Raw genomic sequence first — 23,731 nt, 5'->3', positions numbered from 1 at the left:
CAATATGAATACTGTATTTCATTCAGCAAATAGCCGTGGTAATGCTAATCACGGTTGGTTAAAAAGCCGTCATACTTTTAGCTTTGCGAATTATTACGATCCTAATCGCATACATTTCGGCGCTTTACGTGTAATCAATGATGATTATGTTGAGGGGGCAATGGGGTTTGGCACGCATCCGCACGATAATATGGAAATCATTTCCATTCCATTAAGCGGTGATTTAGCTCACAAAGATAGTATGGGGAACGGCGGTGTTATTCGCCAAGGTGATATTCAAGTGATGTTTGCGGGAACAGGCATTACACATAGAGAAATGAACCCAAATGCGGATATGCCAGTGCAATTTTTGCAAATTTGGGTATTTCCTAATCAACGTAATGTAGCACCTCGTTATCAGCAAATGCGTATTGTGGAAGGGGAAAGACGCAACGATTTCCAACAAATTCTTTCACCAAATGCGGATGATGAAGGCGTATGGATTCACCAAGATGCGTGGTTCTCTCTTGCAAAATTTGATCAGGGTACAAGCAAAATCTATGACCTACATAAAGCAGGCAATGGTGTGTATGCTTTTGTACTAAAAGGTAATGCAACGATTGCTGGAAAACAGCTATCAAGCCGTGATGGTTTAGGTATTTGGGATACCGCAAGTTTTGATGTGGTGGCTGATTCTGATACAGAAATTTTATTAATGGAAGTACCAATGGTATTGCCACAATAAGGGCTTAAAAAATTGCTTATCCCAAAAGATAAGCAATTTTTTTATAAAACATAAGTGCGGTGTAAAATGTTTAATTTTTCTACCGCACTTAATCTCTCTTCATTCGCCCATTAATTAAACGTGTTACATTGACTTGGTTCACCCGTTTGTAAACCGCGTTTAAACCACGTTAAACGCTGAGCTGAGGTGCCGTGGGTAAAGCTGTCTGGTACGGCATAGCCTTGTGAGCGTTTTTGTAAGCGATCGTCCCCTACTGCCTCAGCGGCACGGAAGGCTTTTTCTAAGTCACCTGCTTCAAATAACCCCGTTTTTGCTGCTTGATTAGCCCATACACCAGCAAAACAGTCTGCCTGTAATTCTAATTTAACCGAAAGCTGATTCGCTTGCGCTTGGCTAAGGCTTTGTTGCGCTCGATGTACTTTCGGCAAAATGCCAAGTAAGTTTTGGATATGATGTCCGACTTCGTGTGCGATGACATAGGCGAAAGCGGATTCTCCTTCCGCCCCGAGTTGATGTTTCATATCACGATAAAACGACAAATCCAAATAAACACGCTGATCGTTAGGACAATAAAATGGTCCCATTGCAGATTGCCCTGTACCGCAAGCGGTGGATGTTGCACCGTTATATAGCACCATAATAGGTGGGGCATAACGCTGATTTTTTTGCGCGAAATAATTACCCCACACCGTTTCTGTATCCGCTAATACCACGCGAGAAAGGCTGTTTAGCTCTTGCTCTTCTTGGCTGTTCACTGTCATTTGGTGGGTTTGGCTGCCAAAATCAGGTGTGCCAACAAGCCCTGATAAATCAACACCATAATAAGCACCAACCAGTAAAATAATAAAGCCGAGTACGCCCGTTTTTTTACCACCGCCGAAACTGCCCCTTGCACTTCTTCTGTCTTCCACATTAGAACTTTCTCTACGACCTTGCCAACGCATAATTTTTCCTTAATAACTAAAATTGGCGGCTATTTTAGTATAAAAGAAAGAAAAGTGCGGTGCTTTTTTTGCGAAGAATTTTCAATTAATGTAAAGATCAAGATTATTTATAGAAGGTATATAGACTTATGAAGGTGAATTGGGTAAGGTTAGCAGCCGAACTCAATGTTTTATAAATAAGGAGCAAAAAATGGGTTTATTTGATTTTGTTGGTGACATCGGTCGAAAACTTTTCTCAAAAGAAGAAGATGCCTCTGAAGCCGTGGAAAAACACATTGCAGAAGATAATCCGGGCGTGGAAAATCTTTCTGTCAAAGTCGAAGAGGGGGTGGCGAAAATTGAAGGCAATGCCACATCAGCAGAAGCATTGGAAAAAGCCATTTTAATGGCGGGCAACGTGGTAGGCATTAATTCGGTGAATGTCGAAGGGGTAGCGATTGAGAACGGTGAGCATTTAGCTACTGATGAAGAGTTTTATGTGATCCAAAAAGGCGATACCCTTTGGAAAATTGCAGAAAAAACCTATGGGAATGGTGCAAAATACACCGCGATTGTTGAGGCAAACAAAGAAGTGATCAAAGATGCGGATAAAATCTTTCCGGGACAGAAAATTCGTTTACCAAAATCACTTTAATAACACTAACGCAAAAGCCTTATTTTGTAAGGCTTTTCTTTTTTAGTGTAAAAAATAGCCAGTTGTGGTTTTTTATTTCTCAATATCTCGACGGGCGAGCGTTGTATCGCTATAATTTGATGTCTTTTTAACTTTTATTTACTAACGTGTTCGGTGTTAGTATTCGCCGAGTGCAAATTCATTTTGAGGTAACATAATGTCATTTAATATTGAAACAACTCAAGGTCTTGAGCGTCGTGTCGCTATCACCGTTCCTGCTGAAACCGTAGATCAAGCGGTGCGTGAAGAATTAAAACGCGTAGCAAAAAATGCACGCGTAGATGGTTTCCGTAAAGGTAAAGTTCCCCCACATATTATTGAAAAACGTTTTGGGGCATCTGTGCGTCAAGATGTATTAGGTGATTTATTACAGAAACACTTCTTCAATGTACTTGTTGATAGCAAAGTAAATCTTGCTGGTCGTCCAAGTTTCAACGTTGAACAGTTTGAAGCGGGTAAAGATCTTGTTTTCACAGCAACCTTTGAAGTATATCCAGAAGTGGAGTTGAAAGGTTTAGATCAAATTAAAGTAGAAAAACCGGTTGTTGAAATCAGTGAAGCAGACATTGATAAAATGGTTGATGTGTTACGCAAACAGCAAGCAACTTGGGAAGAAACCCAAGAGCCAGCAAAAGCAGATGATCGTGTCACAATCGACTTTGTTGGTACCGTTAATGGTGAAGAATTTGAAGGCGGAAAAGCCACCGATTTCGTATTAGCAATGGGACAAGGTCGAATGATTCCGGGCTTTGAAGAAGGCATTGTTGGTCATAAAGCGGGTGAGCAATTTGATATTGATGTTACCTTCCCAGAAGAATATCACGCCGAAAACTTAAAAGGTAAAGCGGCAAAATTTGCCATTACCTTGAAAAAAGTAGAAGTGATGGTATTACCAGAATTAACGGATGAATTTGTAGCGAAATTTGGTCCAAATACCAAAACTGTGGCAGATTTACGCACAGAAATTGCCAAAAATATGCAACGTGAGTTGAAAAACGCCTTAACAGCACGCGTGAAAAACCAAGTTATTGAAGGGTTAATTGAACAAAACCCAATTGATGTTCCTGCGGCTGCGGTTGAGCAAGAGATTGAGGTTTTACGTCAGCAAGCGGCACAACGTTTTGGTGGAAATCAGCAACAAGCGGCACAATTACCACGTGAATTATTTGAAGAGCAAGCAAAACGTCGCGTTCAAGTTGGTTTATTACTTTCTGAAGTGATTGCATCAAATGAATTAAAAGCAGACGAAGCGCGCGCTGACGCAATGATTCAAGATATTGCATCTGCTTACGAACAACCATCAGAAGTGGTGGAATATTATAAAAACAACAAAGAATTAATGAACAATATTCGTAACGTTGTTTTAGAAGATCAAGCAATTGATGCCGTATTAGCGAAAGCACAGGTAACTGAAAAACCAGCATCATTTGATGAAGTAATGAATCCACAAGCATAATTTGCTGTAACTCATTGATTTCAAAGTGCGGTCGTTTTTTTCACAAAAATGACCGCACTTTTGTTATATAATTCACCACATCAAGTGGATTGAACTTAATTCAGTGTAAGGCAATGGGTTAAATTCAATTTACTATAATTTTTATAACTCTTTGATACAAAAGGAAAACCGATGGAGAATACGATGGCTTTAATTCCTATGGTGGTTGAACAAACCGCACGTGGCGAACGTTCTTACGATATTTACTCACGTTTATTAAAAGAGCGTATTATTTTTCTAAGCGGTCAAGTTGAAGACAATATGGCTAATTTAATCGTGGCTCAACTGCTGTTTTTAGAATCAGAAAATCCAGATAAAGATATTAGTCTTTATATCAACTCACCCGGCGGCGTAGTGACGGCAGGAATGGCAATTTATGACACTATGCAATTTATTAAACCAGATGTGCGTACCCTATGTATTGGACAAGCTTGCTCAATGGGCGCATTTTTATTAGCTGGGGGCGCACCGGGGAAACGTGCCGCATTGCCAAATGCCCGCGTGATGATTCACCAACCTTTAGGCGGATACCGTGGACAAGCTTCTGACATTCACATCCACGCACAAGAAATCTTAAAAATTAAGCGTACGTTGAATGAAAGATTAGCATTCCACACAGGACAGCCTTTTGAGAAAGTAGAACAAGATACGGATCGTGATAATTTTATGTCAGCAGAACAGGCTAAATTATACGGTTTAATTGATGAAGTACTAGTAAAAAGAGAAACGGAATAAGCGATGACAACAGAAAAACAGCCACATTGCTCAATGTGTGGCAAAGAACGCAGTGAAGTACAAAAATTGATCGCAGGAGAAGACGGCGCAATTTGTAATGAATGTATTGAGCTTTGTCATAATTTGCTTGTTGATGCAGAAAAGCAAGAGCAAGCAGAGGCGAATAAAACCACGGAATTACCAACTCCACACCAAATTCGCGCACACTTAGACGATTATGTAATCGGGCAAGATTATGCGAAAAAAGTGCTTGCGGTAGCGGTATATAATCATTATAAACGCCAACAAGTTGGGTATAAATCTGATGAAGTTGAATTAGGTAAAAGTAACATTTTGCTGATTGGACCAACAGGAAGCGGCAAAACGTTGCTCGCGGAAACCTTGGCAAGAACCTTGAATGTGCCTTTTGCAATGGCTGATGCCACCACCTTAACTGAGGCTGGATATGTGGGAGAAGATGTCGAAAACGTGTTGCAAAAATTATTGCAAAACTGTGATTATGACATCGAAAAAGCAGAAAAAGGCATCATTTACATTGATGAAATTGATAAAATCACCCGTAAATCAGAAAATGCCTCAATCACCCGCGACGTATCTGGCGAAGGCGTGCAACAAGCCTTGCTTAAATTAATTGAAGGTACCGTTGCGTCTATTCCACCACAAGGCGGACGTAAACATCCACAGCAAGAAATGCTACGCCTTGATACCTCTAAAATCTTGTTCATTTGTGGAGGGGCATTTGCAGGCTTAGAGAAAATCGTAGAAAAACGTGTTCACGTTGGAAGTAGTATTGGTTTTGGGGCAGAAGTGAAAGGGCAGGATAACAAAGCCACCCTAACGGAATTATTCACCCAAGTTGAGCCAGATGATTTAATGAAATTTGGCTTAATTCCAGAATTTATCGGACGTTTGCCTGTCATTGCACCGCTGGCAGAATTGGATGAAGACGCCTTGATCCAAATTCTCACCGAGCCGAAAAACGCACTCACTAAGCAATATCAAGCCTTATTTGGTTTTGAAGAAGTAACCCTTGAATTCACTCACGAAGCCTTAGTCGCAATGGCGAAGAAAGCCATTGAACGTAAAACAGGCGCGCGTGGTTTACGCGCTATTGTGGAAGGGTTGTTGCTTGACACAATGTATGACTTGCCATCAATCGAAAACCTTGAAAAAGTAGTTATTGATGAAAATACAGTCGTGGCTAACGAACCCCCGAAAATGATTTATAAATCTTAAGTGAGATTAGCTTAAAACAAAGTGCGGTAGAAATTTTTCAATTTTTTCTACCGCACTTATTTTTAGCTAAATTTTTGTTGGCGTAAGCGTTTTAAGATCGCTTTGAGCGTATTCTCAAGTGGTGCGGTGATCGTTAATGTCTCTTGAGTTTTTGGGTGTTCTAGGCGGATCGAGTAGGCGTGTAAAAATAACCGCTCTAATCCTAATTCCGCCATTTGACTGTCAAACTGCTTATCCCCATATTTGCTGTCCAAGGCAATGGGATGACCTGCATATTGCGTATGCACACGAATTTGATGCGTTCGTCCTGTCACAGGAGAGGCTTTCACTAACGTGGCGTTGTCATAGCGTTCTTCAATACTAAATAAGGTTTCTGAGGGCTTTCCTTGTTCGCTGACGCGCACAATTCGTTCTCCACCCGCTAATTCATTTTTCAGTAACGGGGCTTTAATGGCTTTGCAATGAGATTGCCACTGCCCACGCACTAAAGCAAGATAGTCTTTACGCACGGTTTTATTACGCAGTTGCTCGTGCAAATGACGTAGCGCAGAACGCTTTTTCGCCACTAATAAAATGCCCGAGGTATCACGATCCAAACGGTGTACTAATTCTAAAAAACGGGCTTCAGGGCGCAACGCTCTTAAGGCTTCAATCACGCCAAAATCTAATCCACTTCCACCGTGTACTGCAATGCCAGAAGGTTTATTCAGCACCAATAAAGCCTCATCTTCAAAAATAATTTGTTGCTCTAATTGGGCGACTTTATTCAGTTTTTTTGATACGGGGGCTTGGGCTTTCTCACTCACACGAACTGGCGGTACGCGTACAATATCACCATATTGAAGTTTGTATTCAGGCTTAATTCGCCCTTTATTCACCCGCACTTCACCCTTGCGTAAAATGCGATAGATTAAACTTTTTGGCACGCCTTTGAGCTTAGCTAATAGATAGTTATCAATGCGTTGCCCTGCTTCATCTTCACTAATCTGCAACATTGTTACGCGAGGATTTACAATTTTTTCATCAGTTTTGTTAAACATTGGTTTCATTTTATCGTTTGCTAAATTGAGCGGATTATAGCATAAATACGCGGATTTACCTTGCTAAAAAATCCCTATCGTTAGATAATAGAGCGAATTTTTGCCAGTTTACTGGGAAAAATGAGATAACCTTAGAAATAACGCAGCAAACGGCATAAGACGTTGTTTTATAAAATAAATTTGTCCAATTTGATTTTGTTACAGCGATAACAGAAAAATGGACAATTAAGAGTGATAAAAATCATCCACGCTTGCAAAATAATATTTCAATCATTTTGTTTGTATCGAAAATTATGTTTCGATAACGCAATCAATGCACCCAGCAACTGACAGTCGAGAGAATGACATTTTGCGACAGACACGAGGTCGATTGCGAAGCCAAAGTGCGGTGGTTTTTTATGACAAATTTAAAATGAAAATATAAGAGAAAATCGAATGAAAAGAATGTTAATTAACGCAACCCAAAAAGAGGAGTTGCGTGTTGCCCTCGTTGATGGACAACGCCTATTTGACTTGGATATCGAAAATCCGGGTCACGAACAAAAAAAAGCCAATATCTATAAAGGCCGTATCACCCGCGTTGAACCTAGCCTAGAAGCTGCCTTTGTGGATTACGGTGCAGAACGCCACGGTTTCCTACCTTTAAAAGAAATTGCCCGTGAATACTTCCCTGCTGATTATGTGTATCAAGGTCGTCCAAATATTCGTGATATTTTGCACGAGGGACAAGAAGTCATCGTTCAAGTAAACAAAGAAGAACGTGGTAATAAAGGCGCTGCGCTGACCACCTTCGTTTCCTTGGCAGGTAGCTATTTGGTGATTATGCCAAATAACCCCAGAGCGGGAGGAATTTCTCGCCGCATTGAAGGGGAAGAACGTTTAGAATTAAAAGAAGCCTTAAGCTCTCTTGATGTGCCTGAAGGCGTAGGGTTAATCGTACGCACGGCTGGTGTGGGCAAATCCCCTGAGGAATTACAGTGGGATTTAAAAGTGCTTTTACACCACTGGGAAGCCATTAAGCAAGCCTCTGAAAGCCGTCCTGCCCCTTTCTTAATTCACCAAGAAAGTGATGTGATTGTACGTGCGATTCGTGATTACTTACGCCGTGATATTGGCGAAATTTTGATTGATAACCAAAAAATTTACGAAAAAGCAAAAGCCCATATTAAGTTAGTCCGCCCTGATTTTATCAATCGTGTCAAACTCTATCAGGGGGAAGTGCCACTATTCAGCCACTATCAAATTGAATCGCAAATTGAATCTGCATTTCAACGAGAAGTGCGCTTACCATCGGGCGGCTCTATTGTCATTGATGTGACAGAAGCACTCACGGCGATCGATATTAACTCGGCCCGTTCAACCCGTGGTGGTGATATTGAAGAAACCGCACTCAACACCAATCTTGAAGCCGCAGATGAAATTGCGCGCCAATTACGCTTGCGCGATTTAGGTGGGCTAATTGTGATTGACTTTATTGATATGACCCCAATTCGTCATCAACGTGAAGTGGAAAATCGCATACGTGATGCGGTACGCCAAGATCGTGCGCGAATCCAAATTAGCCGTATTTCTCGTTTCGGTCTATTGGAAATGAGCCGTCAGCGCTTAAGCCCGTCTTTAGGGGAATCTTCTCACCACATTTGTCCACGTTGTCAAGGTACGGGGAAAATTCGTGATAATGAATCACTTTCGTTATCTATTTTGCGTTTATTGGAAGAAGAGGCAATCAAAGAAAATACCAAACAGGTACATACCATTGTGCCTGTTCAGATTGCATCTTACCTATTAAATGAAAAACGTAAAGCCATTAGTAGCATTGAAAAACGCCATAATGTAGATATTGTGGTTGCCCCAAATGAAGCAATGGAAACCCCACATTTCAGCGTGTTCCGAGTACGCGAAGGGGAGGATGTGAATGAGCTAAGTTATAATTTAGCCAAATTGCATCAAGACAAAGAGGATAGCTTTATTGCAGAAGAATCTTTAGTTACGCGTAATATTGAAACGGCAGCAGTAACCACAGAAAGTGTGTTGGAAAATGCTGCAGTTTCTCTCGCGATAGAAACGCCGGCACCAATGCCTGTGGCGAAGAAGGAAAATAAACCTTCACTTATTTCTCGCATTTTAGCAAAAATTAAAGCGCTCTTTGTGGAAGAAAAAGAAACAAAGAAAACGACAAATCGTTCCAATAAAAATAACCGCCGCCGCAATCAAGACCGTCGTAACACGCGACGTAATCGTAATGAAAGCGGGCGTAATGTGGAAGATAAGCGTCAAGATAAAGCGCTAGACCAAGAAACCCGTTCCTCTCGTAAGGCAAAAAAAGCACAGATTGATGACAACTACCAAACTAACCTTGCAGAAACGAAGGTAATTGAGGAAGTGGTTGAACAGGTTCAGCCACGTCGTCAGCGCCGTGATTTACGTAAAAAAGTGCGTGTTGCCGACGTTCAAGCCCCTATTGCACCAATAACAGAAATGACAGATACGGTGGAAACACATCCAGTGGCAGTGGAAACTGCTACTAAAGATGTGGTTGAACTAAACCCCGTAGAAAATGTGATCGCCCCTGTTGTTGATATTGAGGTGAATACAGATAACGGTGAAAAACAGCGTGATAATCGCCGCCGTTTACCACGCCATTTACGTGTGAATAACCCTCGTCGTCGCCGTCAATCGCAAGGTGAAGAAAAATCACCAATGCCCTTATTTTCCGCCGTGGCATCGCCTGAATTAGCAAGTGGTAAAGTGTGGATTGATAGTAGTGCCTTCACCAATAATAAAGGCAACGCATTTTTGTCTGTCGATGAATTGCTTGAACAACAAAATAATAAAGCAGAATCAGAAGCAGAAGTGATCACGCCTGCAACGAAATTAATCGTGCAAAGCAGTGCTGACGAGCCTAAACCCTTAGCGGGATTTGTTACTCAGCCGGCAAATGAATCTGTGGAGAAAAAAGTACAAGCCTCTTTACAACGTTTGAATTCAGCGAGTGCGGAGCCAACGGCAAATGCAGTAGAAAATTTACCTCAATCAGAAAAAATTGAGGAAAAAACTGACCGCACTTATGAATTTACTGGGCGTTTAGGTACGGTATCTGCCGTTCAGCATACTAAAGCACAAATGACATTAGCGAAAGCGATTGAAAGTGAAAATACGGCTTACCCAATCGTTGAATGGAAAGAGTCGCGCTATTATTTTTATGGGCGTGGTTCGGCTGGTCATCATAGTGCGATTAGCCACGTTTATTCCGAGCCAACTAAAGCAGTAGCGGAAGAATAATTCTTCTTTTGGTAGAAATAAAACCGAGCATTAATTGTTTTAATGCTCGGTTTTTTGTTTAAGTGCTAAACAAGTTGCTGTAAAAAAAAGCAATCAAATTAATTTTTTATTTTCCTGCTTGACTTGGTATAGCAAAATTCGTATTATTCACCTCGCTTAAATCACGGAGGAATGGTCGAGTGGTTGAAGGCACCGGTCTTGAAAACCGGCGAGGGTTTACGCCCTCCGTGAGTTCGAATCTCACTTCCTCCGCCAAATTTTTGAAAAAGCCCTCTTAAAGAAGAGGGCTTTTTCTTTACCTAAATTTTCTATTATTTTCTCTTTATCTTTTTTCAATCAAAATAAGGCAATATAGAGACAACTTAATATGCATACCTATACGTCATTTCTTTTGACATAAAGACTTATTTGTATAATAAAAAACCTTTATTCAAAGAAATAAGCAGATTGGAAATTTTGAAAAGTTCTTCAAATGGCAAATATTATTGCCTTAGCGATATTTTTAGTAACCAAACCTTTTCATTCATTAAAAAAATAAGTGCGGTGAAAAATTTGGTCATTTTTCACCGCACTTGATGATTTAATTTAATGCGCTTATTTCTCTTCAGTAAAGCGCATTGCTTTATAACGTGGATTCATTAGGTTTTCTAGCGATAAAATATCATCAAGTTGCGCTTCTGTCAGCAAGCCACGTTCTAGTACTACTTCGCGTACACTTTTCCCTGTCTCAGCACAAATCTTACCGACGATATCCCCATTATGATGACCAATAAATGGATTGAGATAAGTCACAATGCCAATGGAATTTAAGACATAGTTTTGGCACACATCTGCATTGACAGTTATACCATTCACACATTTATCACGTAAGTTCACACACGCATTGTTAAGAAGCTCAATGGATTCAAACATTGCTTGACCAATGACAGGTTCCATTACATTAAGCTGTAATTGGCCTGCTTCGGCAGCGAAGGTTACAGTGGTATCGTTACCGATCACTTTAAAACAGACTTGGTTTACCACTTCTGGTACAACAGGGTTTACTTTCGCTGGCATAATGGATGAACCCGCTTGTAATTCAGGTAGATTGATTTCATTTAAACCTGCTCGTGGACCAGAAGAGAGAAGACGTAAGTCATTACATACTTTGGATAATTTCACTGCAGTACGTTTTAAAGCACTGTGAACCATTACATAAGCCCCACAGTCAGAAGTGGCTTCAATCAAGTTTTCCGAAGGTACGCAAGGTAATTGGCTCACTTCAGCGAGATATTTCACTGCTAATTCTGCATAGCCTTCAGGTGTATTTAAACCCGTGCCGATTGCTGTTGCACCGAGATTGACTTCAAGTAATAACTTTGCGGTGCGTTTTAGATTGCGTACTTCTTCTTCCAATAACACGGAGAAGGCTTTAAATTCTTGCCCTACAGTCATTGGAACAGCATCTTGTAACTGAGTACGCCCCATTTTAAGTACATGAGAAAAAGCTTTTGCTTTTGCATCAAACCCTTTTTGTAGATAACGGATATTTTTCAGCAAGTGCATAATGCTGTTATATACCGCAATACGGAAACCTGTCGGGTAGGCATCGTTGGTGGATTGGCTGGCATTAACGTGATCCATTGGGTTGATAATATCGTATTCCCCTTTTTTATGCCCTAATAATTCCAACGCAAGGTTGGCAATGACTTCATTCGTATTCATATTGACAGAAGTCCCAGCACCACCTTGATATACATCAGTTGGGAATTGATCCATACAACGTCCATTTTCTAGCACTTCATCGCAGGCTTTAACAATGGCATTAGCAATTTTTTTCGGAATCGCACCTAACTCACCATTAGCAAGTGCGGTGGCTTTTTTCACCATAACCATTCCGCGGATAAATTCGGGTACATCAGAAATCGTTTTGTCTGAAATGTTGAAATTTTCCATTGCACGCAAAGTATGAATGCCCCAGTAAGCCTCATTGGGTACTTCACGTTCACCTAATAAATCTATTTCAATACGTGTATTTTGCATCATAATTTCCTTATGTGAGGTTGTTTGTGAAACCATTATAGTGATTTCATTAGACGCAAAAATTGAGCTGGATCACATTGTGTAAAAGGGATCTAAGATATTAATTTATCGTTAGAATTAGATTTTTTTGTGCTTTAATATGGAGAGCCATTTTATGGCGTTAAGACGAAAGCGAAAAAATTTGCTTGAGACTTAACGCAATACCGTCTTCGTCATTGGTTGCGGTGATTTGTTTGGCAAGACGTTTAATTTCATCTGGTGAATTTCCCATTGCGATTCCTAATCCTACATATTGCAGCATATCAAGATCATTAAAATTATCACCAAATGCAATAATATCAGCTTTATCTACCGCTGCTCTTTGTGCCATAAATTGAATGGCATTGGCCTTGGTTGCAGCCTTATTCATTATCTCTAAATATTCTTTCTTAGAACGGTGGATAGCAAGCTGTGGAAATTGTTGTTTGAGTAAGGGTTCAATTCGCTCAATATAGGCTGCGTCTCCCATTAATAGTATTTTATGTATATTGCTTAAATGTTGCGGTTTTTCTTTTGCTATTAGCCCGGTAATTTCGCTTTCTTGCTTAATCCAACTGCTGTTTAGGTTTGTGCTAAACCAATCAAGATGAGAGTAATAGCTCACCGAAAGAGCGGGATTATGGTCTAAGATACGTTCTAGCTGGGGTAAAAGCGTATTTTCTAAGGTAATAGAATAAAGTGCGGTGAGATTTTTATCTAAAATTAATGCGCCACTATAACAAATGATCTCATTATCATTACAAAGCTGCTCCATATAGGGCAAAATGGCATAAGGTGGACGGGCTGATACAGGAATAAAGGGAATGTTTTTTCGCATAATATTTTGTATGGCTTGGGAGGTTGTTGGACTAATCTGATGTTTGCTATTGAGCAAGGTGCCGTCCATATCCGAGAAAACCATTTTATATGCCATTGCGATTACTCCTTTTCCAGACAAATTGCGTTTCCATTCTAAAAATCCCTCATTAAAAAGTAAAGGCTCAATAAATAGCTTATTTCTTCTTTGTTTCTTTTTGTGATGTAGATCATATTTCCAGCAAAAAGACATTTAATCTACTAAAAATTAGGATTACACTTTCAAGGCATTGCAAACGGTTGCATTGTTTTTTTTATTTTGCTGAAACGTTTTTTCAATTAAATTTGGAGGTTATATGACCCATATTATTGTTGCAACGCACGGTAAATTTTCAGAAGAACTGGTAAATTCAGCGGCAATGGTTTACGGAGAAGATGAAAATACCCACGTTGTAACCTTTTTACCGGGTGAGGGTGGTGAGCATTTAATCGAGAAATACCAAACGATTATTGCGCAATTACCAGAAAATGAACCTGTTTTATTTTTGGTGGATTTATTTGGTGGTAGCCCGTATAACGCGGCAAGCCGTGTTGCCACAACACGTGGAGAAAATACGGATATTGTAACAGGGGTGAATTTACCAATGCTTCTTGAAGTGCTAGATGCTAAAGATTCTGTTGCGCTTGATGAACTGGTAAATACCGCAAAAGAAGTGGGCGTGGCCGCTGTACGATCCTTCCAGCCTGAAAAAACAACGAAAAAACAGGCTGAATCACCGCAGGCTGTAACGGCTGAGGCAACAAAAACAGCAGAAAAAAGCACCGCACTTTCTGGCAATATGAATATTTCATTATTGCGTATTGATAGTCGCTTAATTCACGGTCAGGTGGCAACTTCTTGGGCAAAATCAGTGAAGTGTGAGGCAATTTTTGCAGTGAGTGATGAGGTTGCTGATGATCCTATCCGTCGTGATTTGCTCTTGCAAGTTGCACCAGAACATTTGAAATCCTATGTGATTCCTGTAGAAAAAGCCATTAAGGTTTACCACAACCCTAAATATGCTGGGAAAAATATCCTGTGGCTTGTTACTAATCCGACAGATATTGTTCGCTTAATTGAAGGTGGTGTAAAAGTGGATAAAGTGAATGTGGGGGGGATGACCTACAAAGAAGGCAATCAACAGCTTTCACAAGCAGTGACAGTAAACCAACAAGATGTGGACGCATTTTACAAATTATTAGATTTAGGGGTTGAGCTTAGCTTGCAGCAGGTGGCAAGTAGTCCAAAAGAGCCATTAACTAAACAAAAACTTGATGCATTAAAATTTTAATTAAGAGGACTTATTTATGACAACTATGGAAATTATCCTCGTTACCCTCGTTGCTGCTATTTGCGGTATGGGGAGCGTATTAGATGAAAGACAAACTCATCGCCCATTAGTCGCTTGTACCTTGATCGGTTTAGTGCTAGGAGATATTACCTCTGGCGTGATTATTGGTGGAACACTTGAGATGTTGGCGCTTGGTTGGATGAATGTAGGGGCTGCAATGGCACCAGACGCTGCATTAGCTTCTGTGATTGCTGCTATTTTGGTGATAAAAGGTGGACAAGATAAAGGCACAGCCATTGCCATTGCAATTCCAGTGGCAGCGGCAGGGCAGGTGCTAACTATTTTTGTGCGAACAATCACGATTTTCTTACAACATAAAGCAGATGATTTTGCCAAAGAAGCAAATTTCAGAGGCATTGAATTGTGCCATTTCTCAGGTTTAGCATTACAGGCATTAAGGGTAGCTATTCCTACTTTTTTTGTTGCATTAGTAGCAGGTACAGATACTGTAACCAGTGCGTTAGACGCAATTCCTGAAGTGGTAACGCGTGGCTTACAAATTGCAGGGGGCTTTATCGTTGTTGTGGGATATGCAATGGTGATTAATATGATGCGTGCTGGAGCATTAATGCCATTTTTCTTTGTAGGATTTGTGATTGCCTCTTTCTCTAATTATAACCTTGTGGGCTTAGGGTTATTAGGAGCTTGTTTAGCATTAATTTATATCCAATTAAATCCGCGTTTTAATCAGGCAACCTTGTCAGCTGGAAAGGTGAAAAAAGAACTTGCTGATGATGAACTTGAAGGTCTATAAGAGAAGGAATTGATTATGTCAGAGAAAAAACAATTAACTAAAGCAGATATTCGTAGCACTTACTGGCGTTCTACATTTTTATTAGGCTCATTTAACTTTGAGCGTATGCAGGCAATGGGATTTTGTGTATCAATGATCCCCGCAATCAAACGTTTATACAGCAAAAAAGAAGATCAGGCCGATGCATTAAAACGCCACCTTGAATTTTTTAATACTCAACCTTGGGTCGCCTCATCAATCATTGGGGTTACTGCAGCAATGGAGCAAGAACGTGCTAACGGTGCGACAGATATTGATGATGCGGCGATTAGTGGGGTGAAAGTTGGGCTTATGGGACCACTCGCAGGCGTTGGTGATCCGATCTTCTGGGGGACATTACGCCCTGTCCTTGCCGCATTAGGTGCTGGGCTAGCTATTAGTGGCAGCCTGTTAGGACCATTATTATTCTTCATCGGCATTAATATTTTCCGTGCTTTAACCCGTTGGTATGGTTTTCATTATGGGTATGCCAAAGGAACGGAAATCGTGCAAGATATGGGCGGCGGCCGCTTACAAAAATTAACGCAAGGAGCATCTATTCTCGGTTTATTTGTAATGGGGGCATTGGTATCCAAATGGACAACCATCAATATTCCACTTGAATTATCGCGTTATGTAAATTCGCAAGGGCAAGAGGTTGTTACCACAGTACAAAGCGTATTAAATGAACTGCTTCCTGGGCTTGCAGCGTTAGGTTTAACATTCTTATGTATGTACTTATTACAGAAAAAAATTAATGCAATGTACATTATTTTTGCTTTATTCGGTGTAGGTATTGTGGGATATTATTTTGGTATTTTAGCCTAATCAAACGTCACTAAAGAGCGGTGTTAAAAAGCCGCTTTTTTATTATAGTGAATAAGCTAAAAATAAGAATAAATAAGGAATTCCTGATGAAGTTGAAAGATCTTATTAATCCCCCAGACAATGAAAGTTACCTTAAAAATAGTTCAAAATTAATCACCGCACTTTTTATTATCGGTGGTATCACTTATTATCCAACCAAAGGCTACGGTACAGTGATTGCGCTTGTTATCGCATTAATGATATTGGTTGGGCAAAAATTGTTGCTTTCACAAATTAATAAAGATTTTGCTGATATGTATTTTGCTAAAGAACAATTTGAAAAACTTGGCAATAAAGCCTATTTAGAATTTATTGTTGCCCGTTCGAGCCAAATTTTACAAGATAATAAAGTGTTATCAGAAAAGGGAAAAAGAGAATTACAGGCATTGCAACAATATGCCACGTCAACCTTGGCAAAGTAAAAATAATATTATGAAAGGAAAAAATAGGCTTAAAAATTTAAGCCTATTTTTTTATTAAAATTTAGAAAAAAAGCACCGCACTTTAGTTTGGTAATTCTGGAAATAGCATTTTAATCACGTCCAAGGTGAGGCGACGAGATTTTCCGGAATAAGGGAAAATGTGCATCATCATCATTGGGTTAAAGTTCGCTTCGATCACGCCCCAAGATTGCAAACTTGGTTCCGCGGGTTTGTGTAGATCAGGAATGATGAGATCCACCCCACAGACTGCTGCGCCCATTGCTTTGGTTATACCAACAGCAAGTGCTTTATAGCTTGGGTGCATTTCATCGGTCATATCAATGCTATCACCGCCTGTGCTAATGTTAGAGTTGGCACGAAGTTGTACGAGGCGTCCTGCCTCTGGCACGCTATCTATGGTGAGGCCTTGTTCTTTGAGCTGCAGTTTTTCAATATCCCCAAGCGCAATTTTTTTCAATGGCGTACGGCTACCATCACCACGCAATGGATGATCATTTTTAGCGGCAACCAATTCCGCAACGCTATGTTTGCCATCGCCCACCACATTGGCTGGAACACGCAATAATACCGCAAGGGTTTCATCACCTAGCACGAAGAAACGGTATTCTGTGCCACTTAGATAGTCTTCCACCATCACTTCTTTATCTTCACGAAAGGCGATTTCAATGGCTTTCGCAAAATCTTCGCGGTTACTTACCCCTTGTTGGAAAATGGTAATCCCTAAGCCGTAATTCGTCGATTTTGGTTTAATCACCACTGCTCGCCCTTCAAATAAGCCGTAATTCGCGATGGCTTGTGTAGCAGAAGTAAATTCCAAACTTTGTGGCACGTTAAAACCGGCTTTATGTAGCACTTTTTTGGTTACGACTTTATTTTCCATAATTAACGGGGAAATATAACTATCTTTTGAGGTCATATTGCCATTTTTTACATATTCAATATGATCGCCCACTTGCAAGCAAAGGAATTGATCTTGTTCGTCCAAAATTTCTGTTTTAATGCCTTTTTGAATTAAATCAAATAATAGGGCTTGAGTAGATAATTCCATATTATCAAAGGCAGTGAGTGCATAAAAACGTTCAAATGCGTTGGCTTTATATTGCTGTGCTAATTCCGCCCCTAAACGCTGATAATCTCCTGCTTTTTCAATAGCTTGAACTAAGCGTCCAGCAATGGTTAATGCGGGGTCAGCAAATTGTTGCAATTTTTGTTGTACAATTTCACTGATTTCTTGTGGCGCGTCGATGGTGTGTAACATCGCTAATAATTGGTGTAATAATTGCTCACCTTCTGCGGCATATTGCGTTGCTGAAAGTGGGTCTTCTAATGCCACTTCGGCAAGTCTTGCTTTGCCTAGTTCTACGTCATTTTGATCGGCGGTTTCATCAAGCCAAATCATTAATAAAACAAAATAATGAATAAATTTTGCATCAGAAAGTGAAAGACCATATTGCTCAAAAGGATTCAGATCAAACAATCTAAATTCTAAATATTGAATACCGTTATTAAGCAATTCGCGCGCTTTTTTTGCGCCTCGTAAACGAACATTAGAATAAAATTCCTTTTCTGCAATCAGTTTGCCTGATGTTACCCAATGTTCAAGGCTTTCAACATACTGCTCAATGCTATCAAAGGATACTTTGATTTCAGGGGCATTAACATAGCCATATTGGCTGGAACGCAGGCTACGAACATATTGCCCTGTCTTTAGTGGGTTACCTTGTTTAAAATAATTATCTTGCACGGTTGGCGTGGCTGCAAGTAAATACAGCAAGACCCATTGATAACGAAGAAAATTCTTCGCCATTTTCAGGTATAAATCATTCTGAAATTGCACCGCACTTTGATATGTTGATTGTGCGTTGAAGAGCGTTTGTACCAATTCAGGATCAAGCTGGAAGTTGTAATGAATACCACTCACCATTTGCTTATTTTTACCATAAGAGGTCACAAGATGCTCACGGTAAGCCACATCTTCCGCATTGTCTAATTGTGCAACTTTAATTTGTTCTTCATCAGGTAAGCCAGCTGGCATACTCAAAGGAAACAGATATTCGGTTTCAGGTAAAGAACGTAGCACAACTTGATGAATTGCAGAAAGCCAACGAATACTATCTTCTAATGTTTTCTGTGGAGGCGTGATAAGTTCCATTTGGCTTTCAGCAAAATCGGTTTGAATATAAGGGTGATACGATCGATTACCAAAAACCTCAGGGTGTGCAGTTATGACGATAGAACCATCAGCGTGAACACGCTGGCTTTCTTTTTCAATCCCAAATGAGCCTTGTTGGAATAATAGCCCGAGATGGTTTTGTTTAATGGTTTGTTGGATTTTCATATGTTTCCTTCTATTCAGGTCAGGACAATGCTGACTATTATCTAAGCTAAGGGGGAAAAAGGCAAAAACTAAATCTTTATGAATTAGATGATTTTGCTATATAAAATAGTGAGGCGGAGGTAACTCCGCCTTGATAAAGTTTTGCCTGCAATAAAGCGGCTTAATGCTCTTCCCTTGCGTGATTTAAGCTATATTTTGGAATTTCCACCACAAGATCTTCATTACCAATTTGACATTGGCAACTTAAACGGCTATCCACTTCTAAGCCCCAAGCCTTATCCAGCATATCATCTTCTGCTTCGGTACTTTCATTTAAACTGTCAAATCCTTCACGGATCACAACGTGGCAGGTTGTGCAAGCACAAGATTTATCGCAAGCGTGTTCAATTTCAATGCCAGCCTCTAATGCCACATCTAATAAATTATCGCCTTCGGCAGCATCCACCACCATTCCTTCTGGGCAAAGGGTTTCGTGAGGTAAAAAAATGACTTTAGCCATAATACTATTCCTTAAAATTCTCAATTTCATCAATCGAATGGCCTGATAGCGCCGTTCTAATTGATTTATCCATACGACGTGCGGCAAATTCTTGCGTCGCACGATCTAAGGCTTTAATCCCTTGCTTAATTGCAAGGCTATCTTGTTGTTGTACTAATTCTTGCAGTGAAACTAACGCATTTTTCACCGCACTTAATTCTTCATCATTAAGTAAATTTTCATCTTGCTGTAACGCGGAATGCACACTTTCGATCACGCGTGTGGCTTCCACTCGTTGCTCTGCTAATAAGCGTGCTTGGATATCTTCTTTGGCATTTTCCATTGAGGCTTTAAGCATTGCTGCAATTTCATCATCCGTTAGCCCATAAGAAGGCTTAACTTGAATAGAAGATTGCACTCCAGTGGATTTTTCCATTGCGGTTACGCTAAGCAAGCCATCAGCATCCACTTGATAGGTTACACGAATATGTGCCGCCCCTGCTGCCATTGGTGGAATTCCCCTTAAGGTAAAGCGAGCAAGTGAGCGACAATCCGCCACCATTTCACGTTCACCTTGTACGATATGTACACTCATTGCGGTTTGCCCATCTTTAAAGGTGGTAAACTCCTGCGCTCTCGCCACAGGGATAGTGGTATTACGTGGAATAATTTTTTCCACTAATCCCCCCATTGTTTCAATACCTAAAGATAACGGGATTACATCAAGTAATAACATTTCATTATCGGGTTTATTGCCTACCAAAATATCCGCTTGAATTGCCGCGCCAAGTGCGACAACTTTATCGGGATCGATAGCGGTTAATGGTTCACGTTGGAAAAACTCACCGACTTTTTCACGCACAAAGGGGACACGGGTTGAACCGCCTACCATAACCACTTCCCGCACTTCTTGCGGGCTAATACCAGCATCTTTTAATGCTCGGCGACACGCCATTAATGAGCGTTTTACTAAAGGTTCAATCAATTGATTAAAGGTTTCACGCTGAAGTTCACCTTGCCAATCGTAATATTCAATAGGGGCGTTGTGTGCCTCAGACAGATGGGTTTTGACTTGTTTCGCTAAATGCCAAAGCTCACGCGTTTGTTGATCATTTTGTGGGGCAATTGCCGATTGTTGGACAATCCAATCTGCGATGAGATGATCGAAATCATCTCCACCTAACGCGGTATCACCGCCCGTAGCAAGCACTTCAAAGACGCCTTTAGATAAACGCAAAATAGAAATATCAAAGGTGCCTCCGCCTAAATCATAAACCGCTATTACGCCCTCTTGTTCGCTATCTAAGCCATAGGCAATCGCCGCTGCGGTAGGTTCATTGAGTAACCGTAGCACATTCAATCCCGCCAGTTTTGCCGCATCTTTTGTGCTTTGGCGTTGTGCATCATCAAAATAGGCGGGAACGGTAATTACCGCACCTTGTAACTCACCGCCTAAACGTTTTTCCGCAAGTGCGGTCAGTTTTTTCAGAATTTCGCTTGAGACTTCAATCGGGCTACGCACGCCTTGTGCGGTTTCAAATAAAGGCAAGCCATTTTCGCTTTGTTGAAAACGGTAAGGCAAATTTGCATAGCGATGTTGTACATCTGCAAGAGAACGTCCGATTAAACGTTTCACCGAGATAATGGTATTTTGTGGATCAAGACTGGCTAATTCCCCGGCTTCATAGCCAACAAGCACTGGCTGATTAGCTGAAAAATTGACAATGGAAGGCGTTAAAGCACGCTCTTTTTCATCCAATAAAATCTCTGCCATTCCACTGCGTACCGTGGCGACAAGGGAATTTGTTGTACCAAGATCAATGCCTACCGCTAATTTATGTTGATGCGGTGCGCTAGTTTGTCCGGGTTCAGCAATTTGTAATAAAGCCATTGTTTCTCTCTTTAAAAATCCAGTAAGTTATCTTCAATGCGTTCCACTTCAAGCAGTAATTTTTTGATAAAGCGTAATCGATCCGTTAGCATTTGTGCGGTTGCCCAATCTTGAGTCGAAAGTGCGGTGTTTAATTGGGTTAAAATTGCCTGTCGCTGTGTGCTAATTTGATCTGAAAATTGCATTAGCTCATCGCCGTCTTTCTGCTGTTCAATCTCTTCAAGTTGCTCTCGCCATTGCATTTGTTGCATTAAAAATGCCATATCGTGATTGGTTTTTTCTTCCACATTTTGACAACCTAAATGCAAAGCAATAATGCTATCCGCACGGGAAATGGGATCTTTTAGAATTTGCAAGGCATCATTAATTTCCGCTGATTTTTGCATAGCTAAACGCTGTTCTTGCGTTGAACGATGTGCAAAATTATCGGGATGAAGAGATTTTTGCAATGCCAAATAACGGTTATTCAAGCGATCGAGATCAAGAGAAAATGCCACTGGCAAGTCAAATAGTGCAAAAGGATTGCTCATTGATGTTCCTATTAAACGTTAAAACTCTCACCGCAGCCACATTCATCTTTCACGTTAGGATTAGTGAATTTGAACCCTTCGTTTAAGCCTTCTTTGACAAAATCAAGTTGGGTGCCGTTGAGATAGACCAAGCTTTTGGTATCTACGATGACTTTCACACCGTGATCTTCAAACACTTGATCATCTTCATTTAAGCTATCTACAAATTCAAGCACATAAGCTAAACCTGAACAGCCTGAGGTTTTTATGCCTAAGCGTAACCCAATGCCTTTGCCACGATTAGCAAGGAAGGTTTTGACGCGATTTGCTGCACTTTCGGTTAATGTTACGCTCATAAGGTTCTCCACAAAATGATGAAAAGTGCGGTTAAATTCCACCGCACTTTTATTTGCTTAAATTATTCGCCACGTTTTGCTTTGTAATCGGCAATGGCTGCTTTAATGGCATCTTCTGCCAAAATTGAGCAATGCACTTTTACTGGGGGTAATTCTAATTCTTCTGCAATTTGGCTATTTTTGATGGCTTGTGCTTCGTCAAGGGATTTGCCTTTTACCCATTCGGTAATAAGTGAGCTTGACGCAATCGCCGAACCACAGCCGTAAGTTTTGAATTTTGCATCTTCAATAATGCCTTCATCATTCACTTTAATTTGTAATTGCATTACATCGCCACAAGCAGGCGCGCCCACCATTCCGCTTCCCACGGTTGGATCTTTTTTGTCGAATGAACCTACGTTACGTGGGTTCTCATAATGATCGATAACTTTGTCGCTATATGCCATTTTTCTGTTCCTTTTGCTAAATTAATGGTGAGTCCACTCAATTGAGTTAAGATCAATGCCTTCTTTAAACATATCCCATAATGGGGATAATTCACGTAATTTTTCTACCGCACCTTTGACTAAATTAATGGTGTAATCAATTTCTTCTTCTGTGGTATAACGTCCAACAGTAAAGCGAATTGAGCTATGTGCAAGCTCATCATTTAACCCTAACGCACGCAATACATACGACGGCTCAAGGCTTGCAGAAGTACAAGCAGATCCTGATGAAACCGCAATATCACGTAATGCCATCATTAAGCTTTCTCCTTCCACATAGTTGAAACTGATGTTGAGGTTGTTGTCTACACGGTGTTCCATTGACCCATTCACATAGGTTTCTTCAATATCTTTTAATCCATTGTATAGACGATCACGAAGGGCTTTTAAGCGAGGCATTTCGGTTGCCATTTCTTCTTTACAGATACGATAAGCTTCGCCCATTCCTACAATTTGGTGAACAGGTAATGTGCCTGAACGCATACCACGTTCGTGGCCACCACCGTGAATAATTGCCTCTAAACGCACACGCGGTTTACGGCGTACATATAATGCCCCGATTCCTTTTGGTCCATAAAGTTTATGGCTAGACATTGAGAGTAAATCCACATTTAATTCTGCAAGGTTAATTGGTAATTTACCCACACTTTGGGTTGCGTCGGTATGGAAAATAATTTTTCTTTCACGGCAAAGATCACCAATTGCTTTAATATCTTGGATCACACCAATTTCGTTATTCACGTGCATAATTGAGACTAAAATGGTGTCATCACGCATTGCATTTTTTAATTCTTCTAAGTCAATTAAACCATCTGATTTTGGTGATAAATAAGTTACCTCAAAACCTTCACGCTCTAATTGACGGCAAGTATCCAACACCGCTTTATGCTCTGTTTTGCAGGTAATAATATGCTTGCCTTTTGTTTGATAAAAATGTGCCGCCCCTTTAATTGCAAGGTTATCAGCTTCCGTTGCGCCCGAAGTAAACACGATTTCACGGCTATCCGCGCCAATTAGATCTGCAATGTGGTTACGCGCCACATCCACAGCCTCTTCCGCTTGCCAACCAAATTTATGCGAACGGGACGCAGGGTTGCCAAATGTGCCTTCGATGGTTAAAAATTCCATCATTTTTTTTGCCACACGCTCATCCACAGGACAAGTTGCTGCATAATCCAAATAAATAGGTAATTTCATTCTACACTCCTAAAAAAAT

General features: G+C 40.5%; 21 protein-coding genes and 1 tRNA gene. 11 read left to right on the top strand and 11 right to left on the bottom strand.

Annotation, left to right across the window (positions count from 1 at the left end):
* Positions 1-4: 4 nt before the first annotated feature.
* Entirely contained in the window at positions 5-724 is a 720-nt protein-coding gene (locus tag L5B90_RS04350; protein WP_265762239.1) for a pirin family protein, read from the top strand.
* Positions 725-834: 110 nt separating this feature from the next.
* Here the strand turns inward: L5B90_RS04350 and ypfJ are convergent, their stop codons facing one another.
* Positions 835-1,668: a KPN_02809 family neutral zinc metallopeptidase gene (gene ypfJ / locus L5B90_RS04345; protein WP_265762238.1), complete on the bottom strand. Its 834-nt coding sequence runs from the start codon at positions 1,666-1,668 to the stop codon at positions 835-837.
* A 190-nt stretch (positions 1,669-1,858) separates the two neighbouring features.
* Between ypfJ and lysM the strand changes: the two genes are divergently transcribed.
* From lysM to clpX, 4 genes are all read left to right on the top strand, one after another.
* Positions 1,859-2,302, top strand: coding sequence for a peptidoglycan-binding protein LysM (gene lysM / locus L5B90_RS04340; RefSeq protein WP_250364157.1), 444 nt, complete (start codon positions 1,859-1,861; stop codon positions 2,300-2,302).
* Positions 2,303-2,498: 196 nt separating this feature from the next.
* Positions 2,499-3,797, top strand: a complete 1,299-nt coding sequence (gene tig, locus L5B90_RS04335; RefSeq protein ID WP_250364158.1) for a trigger factor — start codon at positions 2,499-2,501, stop codon at positions 3,795-3,797.
* A gap of 171 nt (positions 3,798-3,968) precedes the next feature.
* On the top strand, positions 3,969-4,571 hold the full coding sequence (gene clpP / locus L5B90_RS04330; RefSeq protein ID WP_265748358.1) for an ATP-dependent Clp endopeptidase proteolytic subunit ClpP: 603 nt from the start codon (positions 3,969-3,971) through the stop codon (positions 4,569-4,571).
* Positions 4,572-4,574: 3 nt separating this feature from the next.
* Positions 4,575-5,807 (top strand): ATP-dependent protease ATP-binding subunit ClpX, encoded by a 1,233-nt coding sequence (clpX, locus tag L5B90_RS04325; protein WP_250350841.1) that lies wholly within the window; start codon positions 4,575-4,577, stop codon positions 5,805-5,807.
* 62 nt (positions 5,808-5,869) lie between these two features.
* Here the strand turns inward: clpX and rluC are convergent, their stop codons facing one another.
* Positions 5,870-6,847: a 23S rRNA pseudouridine(955/2504/2580) synthase RluC gene (gene rluC / locus L5B90_RS04320; protein ID WP_265762237.1), complete on the bottom strand. Its 978-nt coding sequence runs from the start codon at positions 6,845-6,847 to the stop codon at positions 5,870-5,872.
* Between the two features lie 435 nt (positions 6,848-7,282).
* On the opposite strand from rluC, the gene rne reads away from it, so the two are divergent.
* On the top strand, positions 7,283-10,129 hold the full coding sequence (gene rne, locus L5B90_RS04315) for a ribonuclease E (protein ID WP_265762236.1): 2,847 nt from the start codon (positions 7,283-7,285) through the stop codon (positions 10,127-10,129).
* A gap of 165 nt (positions 10,130-10,294) precedes the next feature.
* Positions 10,295-10,384: transfer RNA gene (locus L5B90_RS04310), tRNA-Ser, on the top strand.
* Positions 10,385-10,723: 339 nt separating this feature from the next.
* On the opposite strand, the gene aspA is transcribed toward L5B90_RS04310, so the two are convergent.
* Both aspA and L5B90_RS04300 read right to left on the bottom strand, forming a co-directional pair.
* Positions 10,724-12,151: an aspartate ammonia-lyase gene (aspA, locus tag L5B90_RS04305; protein ID WP_250364536.1), complete on the bottom strand. Its 1,428-nt coding sequence runs from the start codon at positions 12,149-12,151 to the stop codon at positions 10,724-10,726.
* Positions 12,152-12,311: 160 nt separating this feature from the next.
* The gene (locus tag L5B90_RS04300; protein WP_265762235.1) at positions 12,312-13,103 is read right to left on the bottom strand and encodes a Cof-type HAD-IIB family hydrolase; all 792 of its coding nucleotides are present in this window, start codon (positions 13,101-13,103) and stop codon (positions 12,312-12,314) included.
* Between the two features lie 238 nt (positions 13,104-13,341).
* On the opposite strand from L5B90_RS04300, the gene L5B90_RS04295 reads away from it, so the two are divergent.
* The 4 genes from L5B90_RS04295 to L5B90_RS04280 all read left to right on the top strand — a co-directional run bounded on the left by L5B90_RS04295 (position 13,342) and on the right by L5B90_RS04280 (position 16,437).
* A complete protein-coding gene (locus L5B90_RS04295) occupies positions 13,342-14,316 on the top strand; it encodes a mannose/fructose/sorbose PTS transporter subunit IIB (protein ID WP_265762234.1) in 975 nt (324 codons plus the stop codon).
* Between the two features lie 16 nt (positions 14,317-14,332).
* Positions 14,333-15,130 (top strand): PTS mannose/fructose/sorbose transporter subunit IIC, encoded by a 798-nt coding sequence (locus tag L5B90_RS04290; protein WP_265762233.1) that lies wholly within the window; start codon positions 14,333-14,335, stop codon positions 15,128-15,130.
* Between the two features lie 15 nt (positions 15,131-15,145).
* On the top strand, positions 15,146-15,976 hold the full coding sequence (gene manZ / locus L5B90_RS04285) for a PTS mannose transporter subunit IID (RefSeq protein WP_103855754.1): 831 nt from the start codon (positions 15,146-15,148) through the stop codon (positions 15,974-15,976).
* Positions 15,977-16,062: 86 nt separating this feature from the next.
* Entirely contained in the window at positions 16,063-16,437 is a 375-nt protein-coding gene (locus tag L5B90_RS04280) for a hypothetical protein (protein ID WP_265762231.1), read from the top strand.
* Between the two features lie 82 nt (positions 16,438-16,519).
* Here L5B90_RS04280 and gshAB read toward each other — a convergent pair whose 3' ends face one another.
* The 7 genes from gshAB to L5B90_RS04245 all read right to left on the bottom strand — a co-directional run bounded on the left by gshAB (position 16,520) and on the right by L5B90_RS04245 (position 23,712).
* Positions 16,520-18,796 (bottom strand): bifunctional glutamate--cysteine ligase GshA/glutathione synthetase GshB, encoded by a 2,277-nt coding sequence (gshAB, locus tag L5B90_RS04275; protein WP_265762230.1) that lies wholly within the window; start codon positions 18,794-18,796, stop codon positions 16,520-16,522.
* Positions 18,797-18,956: 160 nt separating this feature from the next.
* The gene (gene fdx / locus L5B90_RS04270; RefSeq protein WP_250364167.1) at positions 18,957-19,295 is read right to left on the bottom strand and encodes an ISC system 2Fe-2S type ferredoxin; all 339 of its coding nucleotides are present in this window, start codon (positions 19,293-19,295) and stop codon (positions 18,957-18,959) included.
* A gap of 4 nt (positions 19,296-19,299) precedes the next feature.
* Positions 19,300-21,165, bottom strand: a complete 1,866-nt coding sequence (hscA, locus tag L5B90_RS04265) for a Fe-S protein assembly chaperone HscA (protein WP_265762229.1) — start codon at positions 21,163-21,165, stop codon at positions 19,300-19,302.
* A gap of 11 nt (positions 21,166-21,176) precedes the next feature.
* On the bottom strand, positions 21,177-21,695 hold the full coding sequence (gene hscB / locus L5B90_RS04260) for a Fe-S protein assembly co-chaperone HscB (protein ID WP_250350832.1): 519 nt from the start codon (positions 21,693-21,695) through the stop codon (positions 21,177-21,179).
* Positions 21,696-21,706: 11 nt separating this feature from the next.
* Entirely contained in the window at positions 21,707-22,030 is a 324-nt protein-coding gene (gene iscA / locus L5B90_RS04255; protein WP_250350831.1) for an iron-sulfur cluster assembly protein IscA, read from the bottom strand.
* 62 nt (positions 22,031-22,092) lie between these two features.
* Positions 22,093-22,476, bottom strand: coding sequence for a Fe-S cluster assembly scaffold IscU (gene iscU / locus L5B90_RS04250; protein WP_265762228.1), 384 nt, complete (start codon positions 22,474-22,476; stop codon positions 22,093-22,095).
* A gap of 21 nt (positions 22,477-22,497) precedes the next feature.
* Entirely contained in the window at positions 22,498-23,712 is a 1,215-nt protein-coding gene (locus L5B90_RS04245) for an IscS subfamily cysteine desulfurase (RefSeq protein WP_250350829.1), read from the bottom strand.
* Between the last annotated feature and the right edge of the window lie 19 nt (positions 23,713-23,731).

The organism is Avibacterium sp. 20-129, assembly GCF_026226845.1.
In the GTDB taxonomy this organism is placed as follows: Bacteria; Pseudomonadota; Gammaproteobacteria; order Enterobacterales; family Pasteurellaceae; genus Avibacterium.
This window is presented reverse-complemented; position numbering and strand designations above follow the sequence as displayed.